This is a genomic window from Bacillus pacificus (assembly GCF_020861345.1).
Taxonomy (GTDB): Bacteria; Bacillota; Bacilli; order Bacillales; family Bacillaceae_G; genus Bacillus_A; species Bacillus_A pacificus.
Genome location: NZ_CP086328.1, coordinates 4,238,427 through 4,256,378 on the forward strand (window position 1 = coordinate 4,238,427; position 17,952 = coordinate 4,256,378).

General features: G+C 35.5%; 20 protein-coding genes. 10 read left to right on the forward strand and 10 right to left on the reverse strand.

What is annotated here, in order from left to right:
* Positions 1-49 precede the first annotated feature (49 nt).
* The gene (locus LMD38_RS21895; protein WP_062821555.1) at positions 50-2,512 is read right to left on the reverse strand and encodes a LamG-like jellyroll fold domain-containing protein; all 2,463 of its coding nucleotides are present in this window, start codon (positions 2,510-2,512) and stop codon (positions 50-52) included.
* Between the two features lie 309 nt (positions 2,513-2,821).
* Between LMD38_RS21895 and LMD38_RS21900 the strand changes: the two genes are divergently transcribed.
* Positions 2,822-3,223, forward strand: coding sequence for an S-Ena type endospore appendage (locus LMD38_RS21900; protein WP_228920380.1), 402 nt, complete (start codon positions 2,822-2,824; stop codon positions 3,221-3,223).
* Between the two features lie 63 nt (positions 3,224-3,286).
* Here the strand turns inward: LMD38_RS21900 and LMD38_RS21905 are convergent, their stop codons facing one another.
* The 4 genes from LMD38_RS21905 to LMD38_RS21920 all read right to left on the reverse strand — a co-directional run bounded on the left by LMD38_RS21905 (position 3,287) and on the right by LMD38_RS21920 (position 5,017).
* Complete coding sequence (locus tag LMD38_RS21905) at positions 3,287-3,625, reverse strand: DUF3992 domain-containing protein (protein WP_062821553.1); 339 nt, start codon at positions 3,623-3,625, stop codon at positions 3,287-3,289.
* 20 nt (positions 3,626-3,645) lie between these two features.
* Entirely contained in the window at positions 3,646-4,014 is a 369-nt protein-coding gene (locus tag LMD38_RS21910) for a DUF3992 domain-containing protein (protein ID WP_042515701.1), read from the reverse strand.
* Between the two features lie 98 nt (positions 4,015-4,112).
* Positions 4,113-4,718, reverse strand: coding sequence for a DedA family protein (locus LMD38_RS21915; protein ID WP_061183532.1), 606 nt, complete (start codon positions 4,716-4,718; stop codon positions 4,113-4,115).
* A 17-nt stretch (positions 4,719-4,735) separates the two neighbouring features.
* A complete protein-coding gene (locus LMD38_RS21920; RefSeq protein WP_000733844.1) occupies positions 4,736-5,017 on the reverse strand; it encodes a YkvA family protein in 282 nt (93 codons plus the stop codon).
* Positions 5,018-5,357: 340 nt separating this feature from the next.
* Between LMD38_RS21920 and ku the strand changes: the two genes are divergently transcribed.
* Complete coding sequence (gene ku, locus LMD38_RS21925) at positions 5,358-6,170, forward strand: non-homologous end joining protein Ku (protein WP_062821552.1); 813 nt, start codon at positions 5,358-5,360, stop codon at positions 6,168-6,170.
* Between the two features lie 17 nt (positions 6,171-6,187).
* Here the strand turns inward: ku and LMD38_RS21930 are convergent, their stop codons facing one another.
* Together LMD38_RS21930 and LMD38_RS21935 are read right to left on the reverse strand one after the other, a co-directional pair.
* Positions 6,188-6,967, reverse strand: a complete 780-nt coding sequence (locus LMD38_RS21930; protein WP_062821551.1) for a DUF2935 domain-containing protein — start codon at positions 6,965-6,967, stop codon at positions 6,188-6,190.
* 14 nt (positions 6,968-6,981) lie between these two features.
* Positions 6,982-7,410 carry a VOC family protein gene (locus tag LMD38_RS21935; RefSeq protein WP_134198098.1) on the reverse strand — a complete coding sequence of 143 codons (429 nt, stop codon included), beginning with the start codon at positions 7,408-7,410 and terminating at the stop codon, positions 6,982-6,984.
* Between the two features lie 33 nt (positions 7,411-7,443).
* Here LMD38_RS21935 and LMD38_RS21940 point away from each other — a divergent pair, with 33 nt between their 5' ends.
* The 4 genes from LMD38_RS21940 to brnQ2 all read left to right on the forward strand — a co-directional run bounded on the left by LMD38_RS21940 (position 7,444) and on the right by brnQ2 (position 10,047).
* Positions 7,444-7,659 (forward strand): spore coat associated protein CotJA, encoded by a 216-nt coding sequence (locus LMD38_RS21940; protein ID WP_001046257.1) that lies wholly within the window; start codon positions 7,444-7,446, stop codon positions 7,657-7,659.
* Between the two features lie 8 nt (positions 7,660-7,667).
* A complete protein-coding gene (locus tag LMD38_RS21945) occupies positions 7,668-7,931 on the forward strand; it encodes a spore coat protein CotJB (protein ID WP_001076510.1) in 264 nt (87 codons plus the stop codon).
* Between the two features lie 12 nt (positions 7,932-7,943).
* Positions 7,944-8,513, forward strand: a complete 570-nt coding sequence (gene cotJC, locus LMD38_RS21950) for a spore coat protein CotJC (protein WP_000265273.1) — start codon at positions 7,944-7,946, stop codon at positions 8,511-8,513.
* A gap of 217 nt (positions 8,514-8,730) precedes the next feature.
* Positions 8,731-10,047, forward strand: coding sequence for a branched-chain amino acid transport system II carrier protein BrnQ2 (gene brnQ2, locus LMD38_RS21955; RefSeq protein ID WP_016716543.1), 1,317 nt, complete (start codon positions 8,731-8,733; stop codon positions 10,045-10,047).
* Positions 10,048-10,085: 38 nt separating this feature from the next.
* Here brnQ2 and LMD38_RS21960 read toward each other — a convergent pair whose 3' ends face one another.
* The 3 genes from LMD38_RS21960 to LMD38_RS21970 form a co-directional block, all read right to left on the reverse strand.
* A complete protein-coding gene (locus LMD38_RS21960; protein ID WP_062821550.1) occupies positions 10,086-11,090 on the reverse strand; it encodes an ABC transporter permease subunit in 1,005 nt (334 codons plus the stop codon).
* A gap of 1 nt (position 11,091) precedes the next feature.
* The gene (locus LMD38_RS21965; protein ID WP_048554252.1) at positions 11,092-11,958 is read right to left on the reverse strand and encodes an ABC transporter permease subunit; all 867 of its coding nucleotides are present in this window, start codon (positions 11,956-11,958) and stop codon (positions 11,092-11,094) included.
* 88 nt (positions 11,959-12,046) lie between these two features.
* The gene (locus LMD38_RS21970; protein ID WP_061131360.1) at positions 12,047-12,781 is read right to left on the reverse strand and encodes a YwaF family protein; all 735 of its coding nucleotides are present in this window, start codon (positions 12,779-12,781) and stop codon (positions 12,047-12,049) included.
* A gap of 211 nt (positions 12,782-12,992) precedes the next feature.
* Between LMD38_RS21970 and LMD38_RS21975 the strand changes: the two genes are divergently transcribed.
* The 4 genes from LMD38_RS21975 to entC all read left to right on the forward strand — a co-directional run bounded on the left by LMD38_RS21975 (position 12,993) and on the right by entC (position 17,927).
* Entirely contained in the window at positions 12,993-14,096 is a 1,104-nt protein-coding gene (locus LMD38_RS21975) for an efflux RND transporter periplasmic adaptor subunit (protein WP_000728817.1), read from the forward strand.
* Positions 14,093-14,767, forward strand: coding sequence for an ABC transporter ATP-binding protein (locus tag LMD38_RS21980; protein WP_000609100.1), 675 nt, complete (start codon positions 14,093-14,095; stop codon positions 14,765-14,767). The genes LMD38_RS21975 and LMD38_RS21980 overlap by 4 nt, the downstream gene beginning before the upstream one ends.
* Before the next feature lie 26 nt (positions 14,768-14,793).
* Entirely contained in the window at positions 14,794-15,945 is a 1,152-nt protein-coding gene (locus LMD38_RS21985) for an ABC transporter permease (protein WP_404841256.1), read from the forward strand.
* Between the two features lie 590 nt (positions 15,946-16,535).
* On the forward strand, positions 16,536-17,927 hold the full coding sequence (entC, locus tag LMD38_RS21990) for a cell wall-binding protein EntC (protein ID WP_142238264.1): 1,392 nt from the start codon (positions 16,536-16,538) through the stop codon (positions 17,925-17,927).
* Positions 17,928-17,952 lie beyond the last annotated feature (25 nt).

Consider the following 17,952-nt stretch of genomic DNA (forward strand, 5'->3'; position numbering starts at 1 on the left):
AGTATAACAAAAAAGAAGCCTATCATGATAAGCTTCTTTCTCTTCTCTCTTATTTGTTTATGCTTTTTTCAACGAGTGAAATCGCATATTCCATCGTACGATTCATCGTTTCTACTTGTGTATCTTTTACTTTCGCATCTTTTAACACAGATTCTGCCACTGTAATTTTTTGACTCAATGATTTCACTGAACCGTCTGTTACATTTGCAGCTTGTGCTTTTTTCACTACTGCTTTTGCAGATTCAATATTCATTTGTAATTTTTCTTTCAATGTTTTCGGTTGTTCTACTACTTTAGATTGTATAAATGTTTGATTTGCAGTTTTTAATTCATTATATGCTTGAACAATTTGTTCTCCCGTACTCGCTACATTTTCAAACACTTGTTTTGCATTATTATAGCTTTTCTCTAATTCTTGAAATGCTTCCTTTGAATATTGACCTGGCTTATCCCCAAACTCATACGTACCAGCTAACACTTCTTTTACTTTTCCAAGTTCTTCAAATAACGCATTTACTTGCTCTAACTTCGTACGGTTATAAAACTCATTGTACGCTGCTAATACTTCTGAAGAACTTAACGCTTTACTATATAATTTCGCAAGCGCGATTTGTCCATTTAACGGAATGCCACCATTTCCATTGCTATCAGGATCCGCTCCAAGTGCAAATGGTACATTTGGATGATACACTTTCCCTGTAGCTGGTTGGCTATTTACTTTTTTACCATCGACATAAATAGCTACTTCACTTCCGTTATACGTTCCTGTTAAATGGTACGTTTTATTTGCCGCTAATTGAACGCCAACACGCTTATAGCTACCGCCAATATGAGCCCATAATTCAACATATCCACTTCCTGTAGATTCAAAACCAATTCCACCGCTCTCTGTATTTTGTAAAATACCTTGTCCGCGGATTTCATTCATTGAAAATACAGTTTCTAACGTAAACGTATTTGCTACTTTCTCTTTTTGTGCTGCTGAAAACGGAAGATATCCAAATGTATTTGCTTTTCCGTTTAGCTTCATAACATTCTTTTTCAATGCTTTATCATATTCAATAGTCACATTGCCCTTAACATCACCTTTTGTACCAAATGATGAATTGTCTTTAAATGTACCATCTGCAAAGTTCACATCAAAAACATCCGCTTTTGGTACTTTCACATTCGGGTCAATATTATCTTTTTTCGTAGTAATTTCTGCTGTTAACGGCTGTACACTCTCATTGCCAAATGAATCAATCGCAACGACTTCTAGTGTATATGCTTTCCCGCCATCTAGTCCTGCAAGTGTAAATGTCAGTTCTTTCGGCACTGGATCACGATAAAACTCTGAGAATGCTAACAATTTATTCTTTATTTCACCTGTTTGCTTATCTCTAGCTTGTACACGGTAAGAATGAACAAGAAGGTTGTCCAATGCTTGTTGGAATGTTACTGTTGCTGCATTTTCTGTTACATTTGATACCGATAACTTCGCATCTTTTGCAAAATAAGGCTTTTCTTTATCACGATCTTCTACATGTGTAAATGTTTCTTTCTTTGATGGTAACTGAATTTTCCACGGTTCGCCTGTCCAAGAATTTGTATGGAAATCGCGGCGATTAATTGTTACCTCTTTATCATCCACTTCTACTAATAAACCTTGACTTAACGTGCTAGCTCCTGGCGGGATAGTCCCTTGTACTTTACCACCTTCAACTTCCATATAACTTACAGAAGATGTACCAACTGATGTAAAGTCTTTTTGATGAATCGATCTCGGATCATCTAACGGATAGTGTGAATGGCCAGAAAACGTAATAACTTGTGGGTATTGTTTTAATACCTCATTAATTTTTGCACTATCTTGCGTTCCCCATTCTTGGCTACCGTATACTGTATCTTTAATATGTTGGTGTAAAAATACGAAAATTGGTTTTTCTGGATCATCCTTTTGTGCCTTTACCATTTCTTGTTTTAACCAATTAATTTGCTTGTCTGAATAATATCCGTGAGTTGTCCCATCCTCTGGAGACATAACTAGGAAGTGATACCCTTTCACCACTTTATGATAGTAAATCGATTCCATACCTGTTTTTTCTAAGAAACGCTTCTGTGCTCCCTCTACAGATAAACCGTTCCAATAATCATGGTTTCCTAGAGAATTCATTCGTACTGCATCTTTATTTGCATTTTCATTATATACTTGCATGAAACGATCATATTGCTGCACTGATCCTGTATCTGTGAAATCACCTACGATAACAAACGCATCTTGCTTTGGTGCAAGCGTATTGAACTGTTCAATCGCTCGTTTCCAGCGAAACGTATCATCCGTTCCACTATTTTTAATATGTACATCACTTACAACTGGAAAAACTATCTTCTTTTCACTTGGTGCCGCCTTTTCTTGCTTCTTCTCTTCCGCTTTGACTGATGTACTCCACGGAAATGATACGAATGCTAATACAAAAACCATTAATAATCCAATAAGACCTTTTACTTTTCGTAAAGCTGTTCTTTCCACATGAATCCTCCTCATATAATAAATTAATTACACTGGTTATTGTATCGAACATATATTAACTTCATTTAAACTAAAAATGTATTTTATTTAAATTTTGTAAATATACAGTCAATTTTATTTTAAATGCCACATTTACATAAAACAAGTACTTTTTGTCTAATAGAATTCTTTATTATGAGTTGGAAGCCTATTAAACAAACTTTCATAAAATTTTTGCCCCTTTATTTAACACAACTATCGTTTTACAACATTTAATAGTAATAAAAAGAAACTATGAAGGGAGGAGCTATTAATGGCTTGTAAAAAAATATCGGCTGTTATGCCCCTTTATCTATCATTTGCCCTCCCTATGATCCACCTACTCCCCCTGACCCACCATCTTGTGAATTAGTCAACAATGAATTCGCTGGTAATTTCTTTATAACAAAAGAAATTCCACCGCCTTCTGAAAGTTCTACATTAATCTTATGGGAAGGAGATGGTATACTTAAAATATCGGGTAATATTTCTGTGTATAATAGCACTAGTAGTACTGAAGCGGTTACGGTTCAAATTATTGGACAGGTGACAAATACTTTTACTGTCTATCCTGGCAACACAATGTCATATACAGGTCAATCATTACAATCTGTGGCAATTATTAATCTCCCAAATAATCCAATTCGGTATATAGAAGGAAAATATTGTTGTCAATTCTCATTTTGCTTTTAAAGTGATTTATGACCTCAACTTACAAACTATAAGAAAAAGCATACCATTTTGGTATGCTTTTTCTTATGAAATTGGATAACGTACTGTTAGACATAATTGCCCTTGACTTACTCCCGTTCCCGTTGTTACGATTTGAATTGTAGTAAAGTATCTTACTGTAAATGACCCACTACTTTGTGGTTGTACAGTAATTGTATTCACTACTGTCGTACCTACTAGAAAGTTTACTGTAACTGGATTTACACCTACATCATATTTTACATATCCAGATGCATATAAATCTTGTGTAATGTTATTCGTATACACTGTTTCAGTTACCGCGCCAGTAGCAGCCCAATCTATACATACCTGATCTTGAACAAGTGTTTTACTGGAACAGCATGATAAGTTAGAATTGCACATCTTAGCCCTCTCCTTTTCTATTATGAAAGTGGATAACGTGTAGTTATACAAAACTCTCCTTGATATGTTCCAGCTGTTGCAGCAGGTAAAGTGACTTCAATTGTCACGAAACGACGGTACGTAAAAGCTATACTTGTTCCTGGGTTTAATGTTTGTGTATCAATTGTAGCTCCTGCTGCATCTAAAATTGTCAGTGTGATTGGAGCAGGTCCGACGTCATATCGAACAAACCCTGTTCCAATCATATTTTGATTAATATTATTGTTGTACAGTACATTCGTAATAGCAGTTGCTACTACAGTTCCTGACCACGGACTACACACTTTATCTTGCACATAATTTTTATCTGGACAACAAGTTAAAGCTGACCCTGAGCACTCACAAGACATAGTTGTTTCCCCTCTCTCTTTTATATTCCCTATATGTGTATGTCCCCCAGAGTCTTTTGCCTGTACTATTCGTCTATTTTCAAAAAATATTCATGTGACTAGATAGATTCCGTTTTGTTTCTTTTTTTCATAAATTTATAGATAAATATACCACCGACAACAATAATCACGACTAATAATATCGGTAGCATATATTGTCCAACAATATCCGCAGCCTTTTCCCAATGTGGACCTAATTTCATTCCAAAATAGACATATAAAGTCGTTAACGGGAACATTGCTACAAATGTATAAATACTAAATTTCCATATATTCATTTTTGCCATACCACATGGAACAGAAATAAGTGTTCGAACTCCCGGTACAAAGCGTCCAACAAATGCTACAACTGGTCCATATCTCTCAAAGAAATCATCTGCTTTTTGAATTTGTTCTTCTTTAATCAAGAAGTATTTCCCATATTTTATTAATAGAGGACGACCACCGTAATAACCGAGTGCATATAACGTTAATGGTCCTGTCGTTCCCCCAAGTGTTCCAGCTAATACAGCTAGCCAAAAATTCATATCGCCCTCGTACACCCAATACCCAACCATAGGCAAAACTACCTCTGCTGGAATAAATTCAAACGTTAAAGCCAATACAACTCCAAAATAAGAAAACTGCTTTAAAAACTCGATTATATCTAAAATCATTTGCTCCATATTTTCTACTCCAACTCCTATCCTACGTTTACGTTATGCTTTTCTTGTAATTGAACTGGCGCCATCTTTACAATTCGGTTCAGAATAAATAACACAATTCCAATATCATCTAAAATACCGATAAACGGTAAGAAGTCTGGAATTAAATCGAGCGGCATCGCTACATAACCAACTAAAAAAGCAATGGATAAGATTTTCTTCTTTATTGAAACCTCTTTTGAAGTAAAAAAGTCAAATAGGAATGGAACAAATCGACGAACATGAAATACAACTCTTAATCTACTAATCAGTTTTTTCATTTTTATTTCTCCTCTCTTTGTATACAAAAAGGCCCCTACCAAATATGGTAAGGGTCCTAAAAAAGACAATAAGGGGCCTTTACCATTGCTGGTAAAGGTCTCACTAACAACGAAACGTTGCCAATAAAGCCGAGGGTTTCTCCCTGTAATGACGACTTTACTGTAATAAGTTACTCCCCTTTATATACACAATTTTATACAATCACATTAAAATATTTTGGAGGGCTTGTCAATATATTTTATATCCCAATCCCTTCCGTAAAAAACAAAAAACGTATAGGAAATTTCTTACTATCTCATAATATACATAATCATTTTTGAACGAAAGGAGATGTTTCATTTGCATACCGTCTGGAAAGGTGCACTTTCACTTGGACTATTAAATATAGGAATTAAACTATATAGTGCCGTAAAAGAAAACGATATAAAATTTTTAAGTCTCCATAAAGAGTGCTTGACACCTATTAAATATAAAAAATTTGCTCCTGATTGTACGGATGAAGAAATTGATGATAAAGATATTGTAAAAGCCTATGAATACGCACCTCATAAATACATTATTATGGATGAAAAAGAATTAGCTGCGTTGCAAAAAGCTCACGAACCACGATCCATTCGTATTATATCTTTTGTCCAAAATGACGAAATCGATTCTGTTCTTTATGACCGCTCTTATTTTATAGGCCCTACCCCAGGACATGAAAAATCATATTTGTTATTAAAAGAAGCTCTTGAACGTACAAATAAACTTGGGCTTATTCATATTGCTATTAGAAAAAAACAACATTTAGCTATTATCCGTAACTTTGAAGATGGACTTATGTTGCAAACCATTCACTACCCTAATGAAATTCGCGATATAACAAATACACCTAACTTACCAAGTAACGAAAATTATCCGATTCAAAAACAAGAACTCACCGCAGCAATTAATTTAATCCATCACCTTACAAACCCTTTCGAACAAGAGTTATATACAGACGAATATAAAGAAGCTCTTACCGAATTAATCGAAAATAAAATTGAACAACAGGAAAAAACGGAAACAATCTCTCCTGCCCCAAACATCATCAATATTATGGAGACATTACAGGCAAGTATTGAACAAGCAAAAATAAAAAGAAACAATAAAACAGAAAAAGAGGCCAAATAAAATTGACCTCTTTTTCTTTAAAGCGGATTACATTTTGGCATTTCAAGTCCAGACGATTGAGCCAATTTTAATAAGTAATAACATTCCTCTCTTGCCATATGGTCTGCCATTCTAGCTGATAATGTACTTAATACTTCATTTGATAACTCCAATTCTTCAACTTCATGTAAAAAATGTGAAAATAATTTCAATTCAAGTGAAACATCTTTTGTAAACTTCTTTAATGCTGGAAAATGATGAAGCTCCGTTCGTAAATATCCAGTCATCTCAACCGCCTTTAAGTAAAATTGTTCAAAATGCTTCGTAAATTCTTCGCTTTTCTCTTTTAATCTTTTTTCAACAAGATCTAGCCCACCAGAAATAGAACCCGCATGACCAGCCGCATCCGTTAACCAAACGAGATGATAGTGCAGTTCATGAAAAACAGGCGGAACTTCCCCTTTCTTTAAAAACTCTAAAACCGTTATATACTCTTCCACTTCGTTTACCATATGATTAATAAAAGTTGGCGTAAAATGAATTGTAATTTTCCCTTCCAACTGTTTCTGTATAATATTTAATTTAAACATTCGTATTTCCTTAGCTGCTTGTTCTGCTTCTTTTGAGAATTCCACCAGATTTACATTCCGAACTTTATTTAACAAATTCGTAAATAGCTCAACAAAAGAAGTAGCTTTTTTTATATCCTCTTTTTCCTTTGGAGCTAACGCATCAAGTAAAAATTGCGCATGATCACTCAGCACTTTTAGCCAAAATTGATGCTCAAATAACGCACTTTCTTCATAATTTCTCTCCACTAAATCCCCTCCTTTTATTCACCCTTCTCTACTACTTGAAGTTTATATCCATCTGGGTCTTGTACTACAATACTCCTCGCACATTCATTTTCTGTATATAAAATTTCATAAAACGCTAGCTTCTTTTTCAATTTCTCTATGTTAGAAATCGTAAATGTTAAAGCCTCACATGAATCTGTAATACTTTTTTCCCGTCCACCTAACATGCGATTCATAACAAAACTAATTCTCGTTGAATCAGCATCATACCAAACCCCCGTTACATCTAATTGCGGTCTTTCTAAACTAGGTTTAATTCCTAAAATCCCTTCGTAAAAATACAACGTTTCCTTTAAATTTTTCACTTCCAATACAATGAATTGTTTCACAGTCTCCACATTCATTCCCCCCGTACCTATTACTTTTTTATATGTGTCATAAATGCCTATTATGTCTGAATACAATACGTAGTAATGAACATGTAAGGAGGTTTATTCGTGAATAAATATATGAGATCATTCGTGCCCTATCATAGTCCTCTCGATCCTTGTCCTCCGATCGGAAAAAAATATTATTCTACTCCTCCTAATTTATTTTTAGGCTTTCAACCGCCAAACTTACCACAATTCACACCAAAAGAAGCACTACAAAAAGGGACTTTATGGCCTGTTTTTTATGACTATTATGAAAATCCTTATAAAAAAGGGCGGTGACTACTGACGTGAATCAATCGCTACCAGAAGAATACTATCAGCTTTTACTGGAGCTCCAAGAACTAGACTTTGTACTAGTTGAACTCACTCTTTATTTAGATACACATCCAGATGACACCGCTGCAATTAATCAATTTAATGACTTTTCCTATAAACGAAGAGTATTAAAACAAAAGATGGAAGAAAAATACGGGCCACTCCAACAGTTTGGAAATAGCTATTCTAATGCCCCTTGGGAATGGAGCAAAGGTCCTTGGCCATGGCAAATATAAAGGAGAGAAACTATGTGGATTTATGAAAAAAAATTACAATACCCTGTTAAAGTAGGAACTTGCAATCCAGCACTTGCAAAATTATTAATTGAGCAATATGGCGGTGCAGATGGAGAATTAGCTGCTGCACTCCGTTACTTAAATCAACGTTATACAATTCCTGATAAAGTCATTGGTCTCCTTACCGATATTGGTACAGAAGAATTTGCTCACCTTGAAATGATTGCTACAATGGTTTATAAGCTGACGAAAGATGCGACTCCTGAACAAATGAAAGCTGCTGGTCTTGACCCTCATTACGCTGATCATGATAGTGCACTCCACTACCATAACGCTGCTGGTGTTCCATTTACTGCAACCTATATACAAGCTAAAGGTGATCCAATTGCCGACCTATACGAGGATATTGCGGCTGAAGAAAAAGCACGCGCAACATATCAATGGCTTATTAACTTATCAGATGATCCAGATATAAATGACAGCCTACGCTTCTTACGTGAACGAGAAATCGTCCATTCACAACGTTTCAGAGAAGCGGTTGAAATTTTAAAAGAAGAACGTGATAAAAAAATATTTTTTTAAAACACGTATCCTAAGGATATGTGTTTTTTTACGTTATAAGTTAAATCCTTCCTATTAAACATATAAATAGTATATTTATTCGATTTAATGCATTATTTTTTAATTTTTTCAAAATTCCCTATTGCTTTCTAGTCATCAGACCTTTAAAATAATAACAGTTACTCGACAAATTGTTTGAATTTTCGACAAAAACACTCAGTAGGAGGATTTTCTTTATATGCGTACAACTTTAAAACCAGCGCAAATACTTTCGATTAGTTTATTACTATTCGCAGTTTTCTTCGGTGCTGGTAATATGATTTTCCCGCCACTCCTTGGACTTTCTTCTGGAGAGAACATGTGGATCTCCATTACAGGATTTATTATTACAGACGTCGGTTTATCTTTACTAGCTATCGTTGCTGTTGCCCTTGCCGGTGGTAGTTTTAACACGTTAGCAAGCCGTGTTCATCCAAAATTCGCAGCAGTATTCGCTATCATTATTTATCTTTCAATCGGCCCACTATTTGTTATTCCACGAACTGGATCTGTATCTTACGAAATTGGGATTGCACCACTTTTCCCAGACCAATGGTACTCTATGTTAGTTTTTAGTGCGATTTTCTTTACAGTCGTCTACTTCTTATCATTAAATCCATCAAAATTAGTAGATCATATCGGAAAAATATTAACGCCCATTTTACTTGGAATTATTGCAATTATGGCAACAAAAGCAATTCTTTCACCAGGAACGTTTGCAGAACCTGTTGGTGACTATAAAGAAATTCCATTTTTCAAAGGATTTCTTGAAGGGTTTTTAACGTTAGATGCAATCGGTGCTCTCGTACTATCAACAATCGTTGTAAATGCAATTCGTCAAAACGGTATACAAGAGAAGAAATCTATCGCAAAATATACAATCATTTGCGGAAGCATCGCTGCTCTATTCTTAACAATTGTTTACTTCTTACTCGGTTATATCGGAGCTTCAAACGGAAACTTAGGGCAATTCGAAAACGGTGGTCAACTATTAGCTACTGTTATGTATCACTTCTTTGGGACAAGCGGTAATGTTTTATTAAGTATCGCCATTATCTTCGCTTGTTTAACGACAGCAATCGGTGTTGTAAGTGCATTTGCAAACTATTTCGCAACAGTACTAACAAATGTTTCTTACAAAAAGCTTGTACTATACGTTTGTATCTTTAGCTTCGTGATTTCAAACTTAGGTTTAAGTTTATTAATCAAAATTACATTACCTGTATTAATTATTTTATATCCAATTACAATCATTTTAATTTTCGTATCATTTATTGATAAATATACGAAACGTAAACCTTCTGTCTACATCGGAGCAATGATCGCAGCATTCATTATTAGCTGTATTCACGCACTTGATAATGTGGAAATGATACCAAGTTTTATTGCGAATATCGTACACACCATTCCTTTTTATAACTTAGGAATTGGCTGGATTATTCCAGCAATCATCGGTGGTATAATCGGTTACTATATTCCCCAATCAGAAGCTGAAGGTGAAGTTTCTACAAAATAAAGAAAAGAAGCAAGCATGAAATACATGCTTGCTTCTTTTCACATCGTATGTTTAAATGTAAACAGCTCTTCTTTTGACTGCACAGCAGATTGTTCCTCTTCTGCAACATCCTTCTTTAGCTCTCCTCCTAACCTTACTTTCATCATCGCCTCTTCTATGCTTTTTACAATCATATTTCCTGAAAAAATAGTAAGTCCAAAAAATGTAATCGGAACGAGAGGGATCCACGGATTCACTGTTAATGACCTAAAGTATACTCCAATTAAACCTGACCATTCATGCGTATAAGATTCCACCTCTTTTATTTGTCCACCAAACATTACAGTCCCACCAAAGAACACTTCAAGTAATCCTAAGTGCAGTAAAATAGTAAGAGTCTGCGTAAACTGCTGAAGAAATACGAGTATAAACGTCATATAGAGGTGCGGAAAAAGATGTTTTATAACAATATGTCTTCTCGATCCACCTAATATGCGTGCGGCATCAACAAATTCTTCCGTTCGCAATTTACGAACTTCCTTCGCAACATACAGTGCAATAACTGGCATTACAAGCAGTACAAGTAATACCACTTGAAACGAAGCCCTTTCAAAAAAGGTTGTTGTCTCCTCTCCGCTTCCAAATGTATTTGCAGATTGAAGAAAAAAATACGCAATCATAACTGTCGGAATAACTGTAAAACTATCAAAGAAAGCCTCAATTTTTGAAAATCCTCTTTTTATGTACGTTCCGAGGACGACACCGAAAAACACACCTATTACCATTCGAAGTGCCGCAATTAAAATAGATATACCAATCGTCCACTTTGCGCCTTCAATGACTAAATGTAACAGGTCGTACCCTTTCCGGTCTGTCCCGAGTAAAAATTGTAATGAAGGTGAAAACGGTGGTACTTGCGGATTTTCATCCGCATCATATTGCAATGTAACTTGTCTAATATGTCCATCATTCCATATCGTATTTCCGATGCTCAAAAGAACTAATAGGAGAAGAAACCCAATGCTTATCCAAAATCTTTTATCACGTTTTATATACGTCCACATATTATAATCTCTCCTTCATCGCAGCCGGAATGAGATAATGAAACAATTTAAATAAAATAAAAATCGGAATATATATAAGAAGCACACTAACAATGAAAACCTCAACTCTAATACCGAAATACGATTTCAAAAACATAAAAATACCACCCGTATTAAAAATCCATTCTATAATATATAAATTAGATAACATAAAAAAGATATTCGTTTTCGCAAAGAATAATGTACTAAGCAACACATTTCGTAAAATATGACGATTTAAAATATGAAAGCGCCCCAGCCCTTTCGCCTTAGCAAATAGTACATAATCTTTTTCTAGTTCATTTTCAAAACGAAGCACGATCATTTTTACAAACATAATCGTAGTCGGGATGCTCAAACACAATATTGGCAACCCCCTAATCGACTCGCCTCCAATTGAAGCAATTTGAAAAGGTAAAAAACCTGTTTGTTTAAAAAACCATACAACTAAAATTTGTGATACTAAAATAAGAAGGATATCTGGAATGGATTCTAGGAAGATAAGAAATGATTTAATTCGATGTTGTATACGCGGTGAACTACTCATAATGACATAAACAATACAAAATGCTACAAATAATGAAATAAAAAAAGCAGCTAAAAAAATAATAATCGTTTCTTTATAATGGACGAACAGCTGCGGAAATAAAAATTTATCTCCCACATATTTAAAATTGGAGATGTCCATTAAATTCACAAACACTTCTTGTAAACTCTGTATGTACTGTGATGCATGCAGCTCAAATCCATAAAATAGTTTCGGCAATGTTCCTAAACAAATAATACCCAAAATTGAAATAAGAAATTGAAACGTCACTTCCATCCCATTCAAAAATACTTTTTTGACCATTTTCGCCCTTCTCTCTCTATAATTTACCCCTTAATTTTATTCTTAATTTTCTGAATTGTAAATATTTAATATATAAAAAATCGCTAGGTTATGACCCTAACGATTCTTTGTGTAACTGTTTTTCTCTTTTCGCAAATGGCATATATAAAATAAAACACCCAATAAGCGCTGCGAGTTCTAATGAAATAATATAGTAAGGATGTGGTCCTAACATATCAAGTAATGAAGCTGTTTCTGGCTTATGAGCTAAAAACATATAATTACCACCTGTTTTGTAATTTACAAACGAAACAATCGGAATCAATATGTTTAAAAATATCATTGTGCGTTTAATAGATTGTACTGTCGGACGATATCCTTCCACCCAAGTCATAAAGAGTGGCGCCCAAATGAGCAATATATGCGCGATAAAATATTCAATGAACCGAAAATGCGGAAAAGCATACTGCAAGTTTGGCGTTAAAATGGCTTGTGATGCACCAATAATTCCTGTAAAAAATACAATCTCATATATACGGTAACTTTTCGTTATGATCATAATTGACGCTAACAACAAACTAATCGTACATAACTCAAACGGTAATGAAGTGGCTAGCTCAAAAATCCCTGCTTTCCACTCCCACATATGAAGTCCAATTTCACTCCCTATAAATAGAAATGCAATCGCATATCGAACCGTTATATTCCACTCATTTTGACGTAATACATCTTGGTATTGATATAAAAAAACGATTCCCACCAACAGAATAAATAATATAATGGCATGTTGCCTTGAGTAGGGAATAAACGGTTTTAATGGATGCGCACTAAAATAAGCTTCCATCTTCCTTCCTCCTCTCCTTCATACAATATTATTGTAAGAAAAAAAACACGCGTCAATTCATTTGCTTACACTGGGACAAGCTCTACCTTACATTTACATATTCATACCTTACAAAACTGTAAGGTTATTGTAAGCTAAAACGATTTGTCAGATTCTTTACCTCTTCTATACTTAATGTAGATACTAAAACGAACGAAAAGGTGATAAATAGATGAAGAAGAAAAATAAAGTGTTAATTACTAGTGTAGTAGCAATCGGAATTGCAGCTGGATCATACTTTGCATTTGCTGGTGGCGGTTCAGAAGTAGCAATGGCATATAGCGGATATAAAGTAACAGAAAAACAGATTGAAAACGCGCAAAAATTTGGCGGTGAAGTCATTCCAAACGGAATTGAAACAATTTCATTTGATCCAACAAAAGGTACGTATGAATTAGCTGTAAAAAAAGGTGATGAAGTGAAAAAAGGGCAACTCCTTTTTAAATATAATGACCCTACTGCGAAACAAGGTGTAACAGAAGCAGAAATGCAAAAGAAAATCGCACAAAAAGAAGTAACATTGTTCCAAAAGCAAATTGATGCTGCGAAACAAAAATTGCAAAAAGATAAAAATGCAGGCCTTCCTGCTGAAGCATTAAAAGCATCAGAAATTGAAGTACAGCAATTAGAATCACAACTTGAAATGAAGAAATTTGAAGTGGAAAAAGCTGATGAGATGATTAAAGCAGCAAAAGAGAAAGTAAACACACTTTCAGTAACGAGCCCTGCCGATGGCGTAATTGATGATATCGTAAAAATCGCTGATGAAAAAACAGGTATGAGCGGCATTACACTTCGTCACGCTGGCCCATTTAAAGTAAAAGGTCAACTTTCTGAATATGAGCTTGCTAGTATGAAAGTTGGGCAAGAAGTAACTGTTTCATCAAAAACGGTCGCTGGTAAGACTTGGACAGGAAAAGTAACAGAAATTGGTTCTACACCATTAAAGAGTATGGATGAAAACAAAACAGTTTCTAACTATCAATTCACTGTCACATTAGATAATAGTGAAGAATTACAAAACGGCTTCCACGTTTACGTAACAAGTAAATCTGGCGAAGCAACTGGCACAATTGTTCCAAAAAGCAGCATCGTGAAAAAAGGTGACAAAAATGTTGTCTTCGTCGTAAAAGACGGTAAAGCGAAAGAACAAGCAGTTACTGTTGAATTCGAAACTGATAGTGAAGCAAAAGTTTCTGGAGTGAAAAAAGGAGAGGAAATTATCTCTAAACCGGAAAAAGACTTAAAAGATGGTATGGAGGTTGTCGCCCAGTGATTAACTTAAAAGGCATCACGAAATCCTTCCAAAACGGTGCAGAATCCGTTCAAATATTACACGGTATTGACGTAACACTGAACCAAGGAGAATTCACCTCTATTATGGGACCATCTGGTTCTGGTAAATCAACATTAATGAACATTATCGGTTGTTTAGATAAACCGACGACAGGTACGTACGAACTAGCCGGTCAAAATATTTCAAACATGTCTGAAACAGAACTTGCACACGTACGTAATAAGGAGATCGGATTCGTATTCCAAAACTTCATGTTATTACCGAGACTTACAGCGCTTCAAAATGTAGAACTACCTCTTATTTACGCTGGAGTCGATAAAAAAGAAAGACGCGAGCGCTCATTAGCTGCTTTAACAAAAGTCGGTTTAGCTGATCGCGCTACTCACTTACCGAACGAATTATCAGGTGGACAAAAGCAGCGTGTCGCTGTTGCACGTGCAATCGTAAATAATCCAAAGTTCATTTTAGCCGATGAACCGACAGGCGCACTTGATACGAAAACGAGTACACAAATTATGGATCTCTTTTACGAATTAAACAAACAAGGCTCAACAATCATTATGATTACCCACGATCGTGAAATCGGGGAAGCTGCAGCACGTCAAATTGTAATTCGTGACGGAAATATCGTCCAAGATTGGAGAGGTTAATTTTGAACACGAGTGAAAATATACGCATGGCCCTTTCCTCTATCTTTGCCCATAAAATGCGTTCTATCTTAACGATGCTAGGAATTATTATCGGTATTAGTGCCATTATTACTATCATTTCAATGGGTGATGGTACAAATGCAAAGTTTAAAGAAGAATTAGGCCAAGGAAAAGATAATGAAGTAACCATTTACTACAAAAATCCCGATTACGGAACAGATAGTGCAAAAATCACACCTGATATGCTAAACCGTCTGCAAACTGTGTCAGGAGTTAAAGATGTGTATCCAGATGTAAGTATGAAAGTGAAAGCATCTGCCGGTTCAAAAGATGTAAATCTTGATTTAAAAGGTGGAACAGGCGCCTTTATGACAGATTCAAAAATAAAATTAGTTCACGGTCGTGAATTAAACGACAGCGAATTAAACCAAGCAATCCCTGCTGTTATATTAAATGAAGAAGCTTTCAATAAATTGTTTAATGGTTGGGAATCAAATTTATACACAGATATAAAAGGAAAGCCGTATAAAATAGTCGGTGTATACGAAACAAAAAACGAATTTGGAATGGCTATGCCTGAAGGTTATACATCACTTGAAAACGCTCCTGTCATTTCAGGAGTAACTGAGTATGACTCTGTAAGATTAACAATGACCTCTCCGACAGAACGTAAAAATGTAGAAAAACAAGCCGTTTCTGTTTTAAACGAAATGAAAGCTCCTAAATTTGAGCACAAATTCGAAGCACAAGACTTAGGTGAATTTACGAAGCAATTAGATGAGTCAATCGGTATGATGAAAATGGTATTCGGTGGTATTGCCGCTATCTCCTTACTTGTTGGTGGTATCGGTGTAATGAACATTATGCTTGTATCTGTAACAGAGCGTACACGTGAGATTGGTATTCGTAAAGCTCTTGGTGCAACGCGTGGTAAAGTATTAACACAATTCTTAATTGAATCTTGTATTTTAACAGGACTCGGTGGTTTTATCGGATTCATGCTCGGCATCTTCTTCGCTTGGATCGTCTCCATCTTTGCTGGATGGCCACTCGTTGTCTCAAAAGAACTTGGACTTCTTGCAGTAGGTATCTCCATGTTAATCGGTATTATATTCGGTTTACTGCCAGCTAACAAAGCTGCCAAACTGGATCCAATTGAATGTTTACGATATGAATAAACAAAAACGTAGGAGTTTACACTCCTACGTTTTTTATTTATCCCGCTTTAATGGGCAGTAAGACCCCCACCTCAAAATTCAGTGAAAGCAAAGAAGTTAGGTGGGGGTCGGGCTGCCCATTAAAGTCCGATTGGTTCAACTAATAATCAGTGGAAGCCCCCCACCGATTAAAGTTTCACTTTATCTATTAAATCGTGTTTCTTCTATTATATATATTTCACGTTATCAACACTTTTAATTATTTCAACCTACTAAAGCTATTATAGAATCCTATTATTGCAAAAATACTATGTGATAAACCAAAATCAAGGCGTAATTTTTTCCATACCTCGACTTATTTTGTAACAATTATAGCGATTTTTTATTAAATTTCACCTTATTTCTATTTCTCCACAACTGAAATAGTTATTTTTACATAACTAGTTACCTGCTCCAACAACAAAATACGCATTTTTTGTAATGTATACGAAACAATTATGTAACACCTAGGAAACATTATTAATCTATTAGAAATTGAAATACTCTTTATTTTATGTATCACATGCTCAAACCTCCCCTGAAAACTATAAGAAAGCGCTTTTAGGATATTACTGGAATTATTACAGAATATTAATGAGCCGTTACGAAAGCTTTGTAATTCTATGTTTTTCGCAAATAAGAAAATAATGGTTGCTATAATGAGGTCAACGAAAACAAATGCAATGGAGGCTATTATGAAAAAATTTATGGGTATAGCAACAGCAGCGGTTTTTGGTCTTGGGATTTTCACAACATCTGCTAAAGCAGAAACAATCGTAACGACTGATGTACTAAATGTACGAGAAAACCCAACTACTGAATCAAAAGTTGTAGGAAAATTATTAGATGGATATAAAGTTAACGTTTTACATACAGAAAACGGATGGTCAAAAGTGAAATTGAATAGCGGTAAAGAAGCTTTCATTAGCGCTGACTACACAAAAGACACTTACTACGTAACAGCTAACGTATTAAACGTACGTGCTGGTGCAAACACAGACTCAGAGATTCTTGGTAAATTGAAACAAGATGACGTAATCGAAACAACACACCAAGTTGAAAATGGTTGGATCCAATTTGAATATAACGGAAAAACAGCTTATGTTCACGTTCCTTACTTAACAGGTAAAGCTCCAGTTAAAGTTCAACCAGTAGTTAAAGCTGAAAAAACAACTACAGTTCAAGATACAGCTAAAGCCGTGGCAACAACTAAAGCTCGTGAAGTAGCTGAAACTCAAGCAAAAGCTAAAGCGGAGGAAGCAACTAAAGCTCGCGAAGCAGCTGAAGCTCAAGCAGCGGCTAAAGCTCGTGAAGCAGCTAAGGCTCAAGAGGCAGCTAAAGCTCAGGCAGAAGCTAAAGCTCAAGAAGAAGCTGAAGCTCAAGCAGCAGTTAAAGCTCAGGAAGCAGCTAAAGCTCGTGAAGCAGCTAAAGCTCAGGCAGAAGCTGAAGCTCAAGCAGCAGCTAAAGCTCAAGAGGCAGCTAAAGCTCGTGAAGCAGCTAAAGCTCAAGAGGCAGCTAAAGCTCGTGAAGCAGCTAAAGCTCAAGAAGAAGCTGAAGCTCAAGAGGCAGCTAAAGCTCGTGAAGCGGCTAAAGCTCAAAAACCAGCTACACAACAACCTGTCGCAAAAGAAACTGAAACAAGTGCACCATCATCTTCTCGTGAACTACGTGTTGTAGCAACAGCTTATACAGCAGATCCACTTGAAAATGGTTATAAAGCAGGCGACCAAGTAAAATCAGCTTTAGGTCACAACTTAACAGCTAATCCAAACATGAAACTAATCGCGGTTGATCCAAGTGTCATTCCATTAGGTTCAAAAGTATGGGTTGAAGGTTACGGAGTAGCAATCGCTGGTGATACTGGTGGGGCTATTAAAGGAAATAAAATTGATGTTTTAATGCCTGATAAAGGTACATCAAGTAACTGGGGACGTAAAACAGTTACAGTTAAAGTATTAAACTAGTTCGTATAAAAAAGAGTCGGTCTCA

What these genes read in the sequence shown, in the direction of transcription:
- LMD38_RS21975 (WP_000728817.1), top strand. Translation starts at nt 12,993, where the DNA reads ATGAAGAAGAAAAATAAAGTGTTAATTACTAGTGTAGTAGCAATCGGA.
- LMD38_RS21960 (WP_062821550.1), bottom strand. Translation starts at nt 11,090, where the DNA reads ATGTGGACGTATATAAAACGTGATAAAAGATTTTGGATAAGCATTGGG.
- LMD38_RS21985 (WP_404841256.1), top strand. Translation starts at nt 14,794, where the DNA reads ATGGCCCTTTCCTCTATCTTTGCCCATAAAATGCGTTCTATCTTAACG.
- LMD38_RS21910 (WP_042515701.1), bottom strand. Translation starts at nt 4,014, where the DNA reads ATGTCTTGTGAGTGCTCAGGGTCAGCTTTAACTTGTTGTCCAGATAAA.
- LMD38_RS21905 (WP_062821553.1), bottom strand. Translation starts at nt 3,625, where the DNA reads ATGTGCAATTCTAACTTATCATGCTGTTCCAGTAAAACACTTGTTCAA.
- LMD38_RS21920 (WP_000733844.1), bottom strand. Translation starts at nt 5,017, where the DNA reads ATGAAAAAACTGATTAGTAGATTAAGAGTTGTATTTCATGTTCGTCGA.
- LMD38_RS21915 (WP_061183532.1), bottom strand. Translation starts at nt 4,718, where the DNA reads ATGGAGCAAATGATTTTAGATATAATCGAGTTTTTAAAGCAGTTTTCT.
- LMD38_RS21970 (WP_061131360.1), bottom strand. Translation starts at nt 12,781, where the DNA reads ATGGAAGCTTATTTTAGTGCGCATCCATTAAAACCGTTTATTCCCTAC.
- brnQ2 (WP_016716543.1), top strand. Translation starts at nt 8,731, where the DNA reads ATGCGTACAACTTTAAAACCAGCGCAAATACTTTCGATTAGTTTATTA.
- LMD38_RS21965 (WP_048554252.1), bottom strand. Translation starts at nt 11,958, where the DNA reads ATGGTCAAAAAAGTATTTTTGAATGGGATGGAAGTGACGTTTCAATTT.
- cotJC (WP_000265273.1), top strand. Translation starts at nt 7,944, where the DNA reads ATGTGGATTTATGAAAAAAAATTACAATACCCTGTTAAAGTAGGAACT.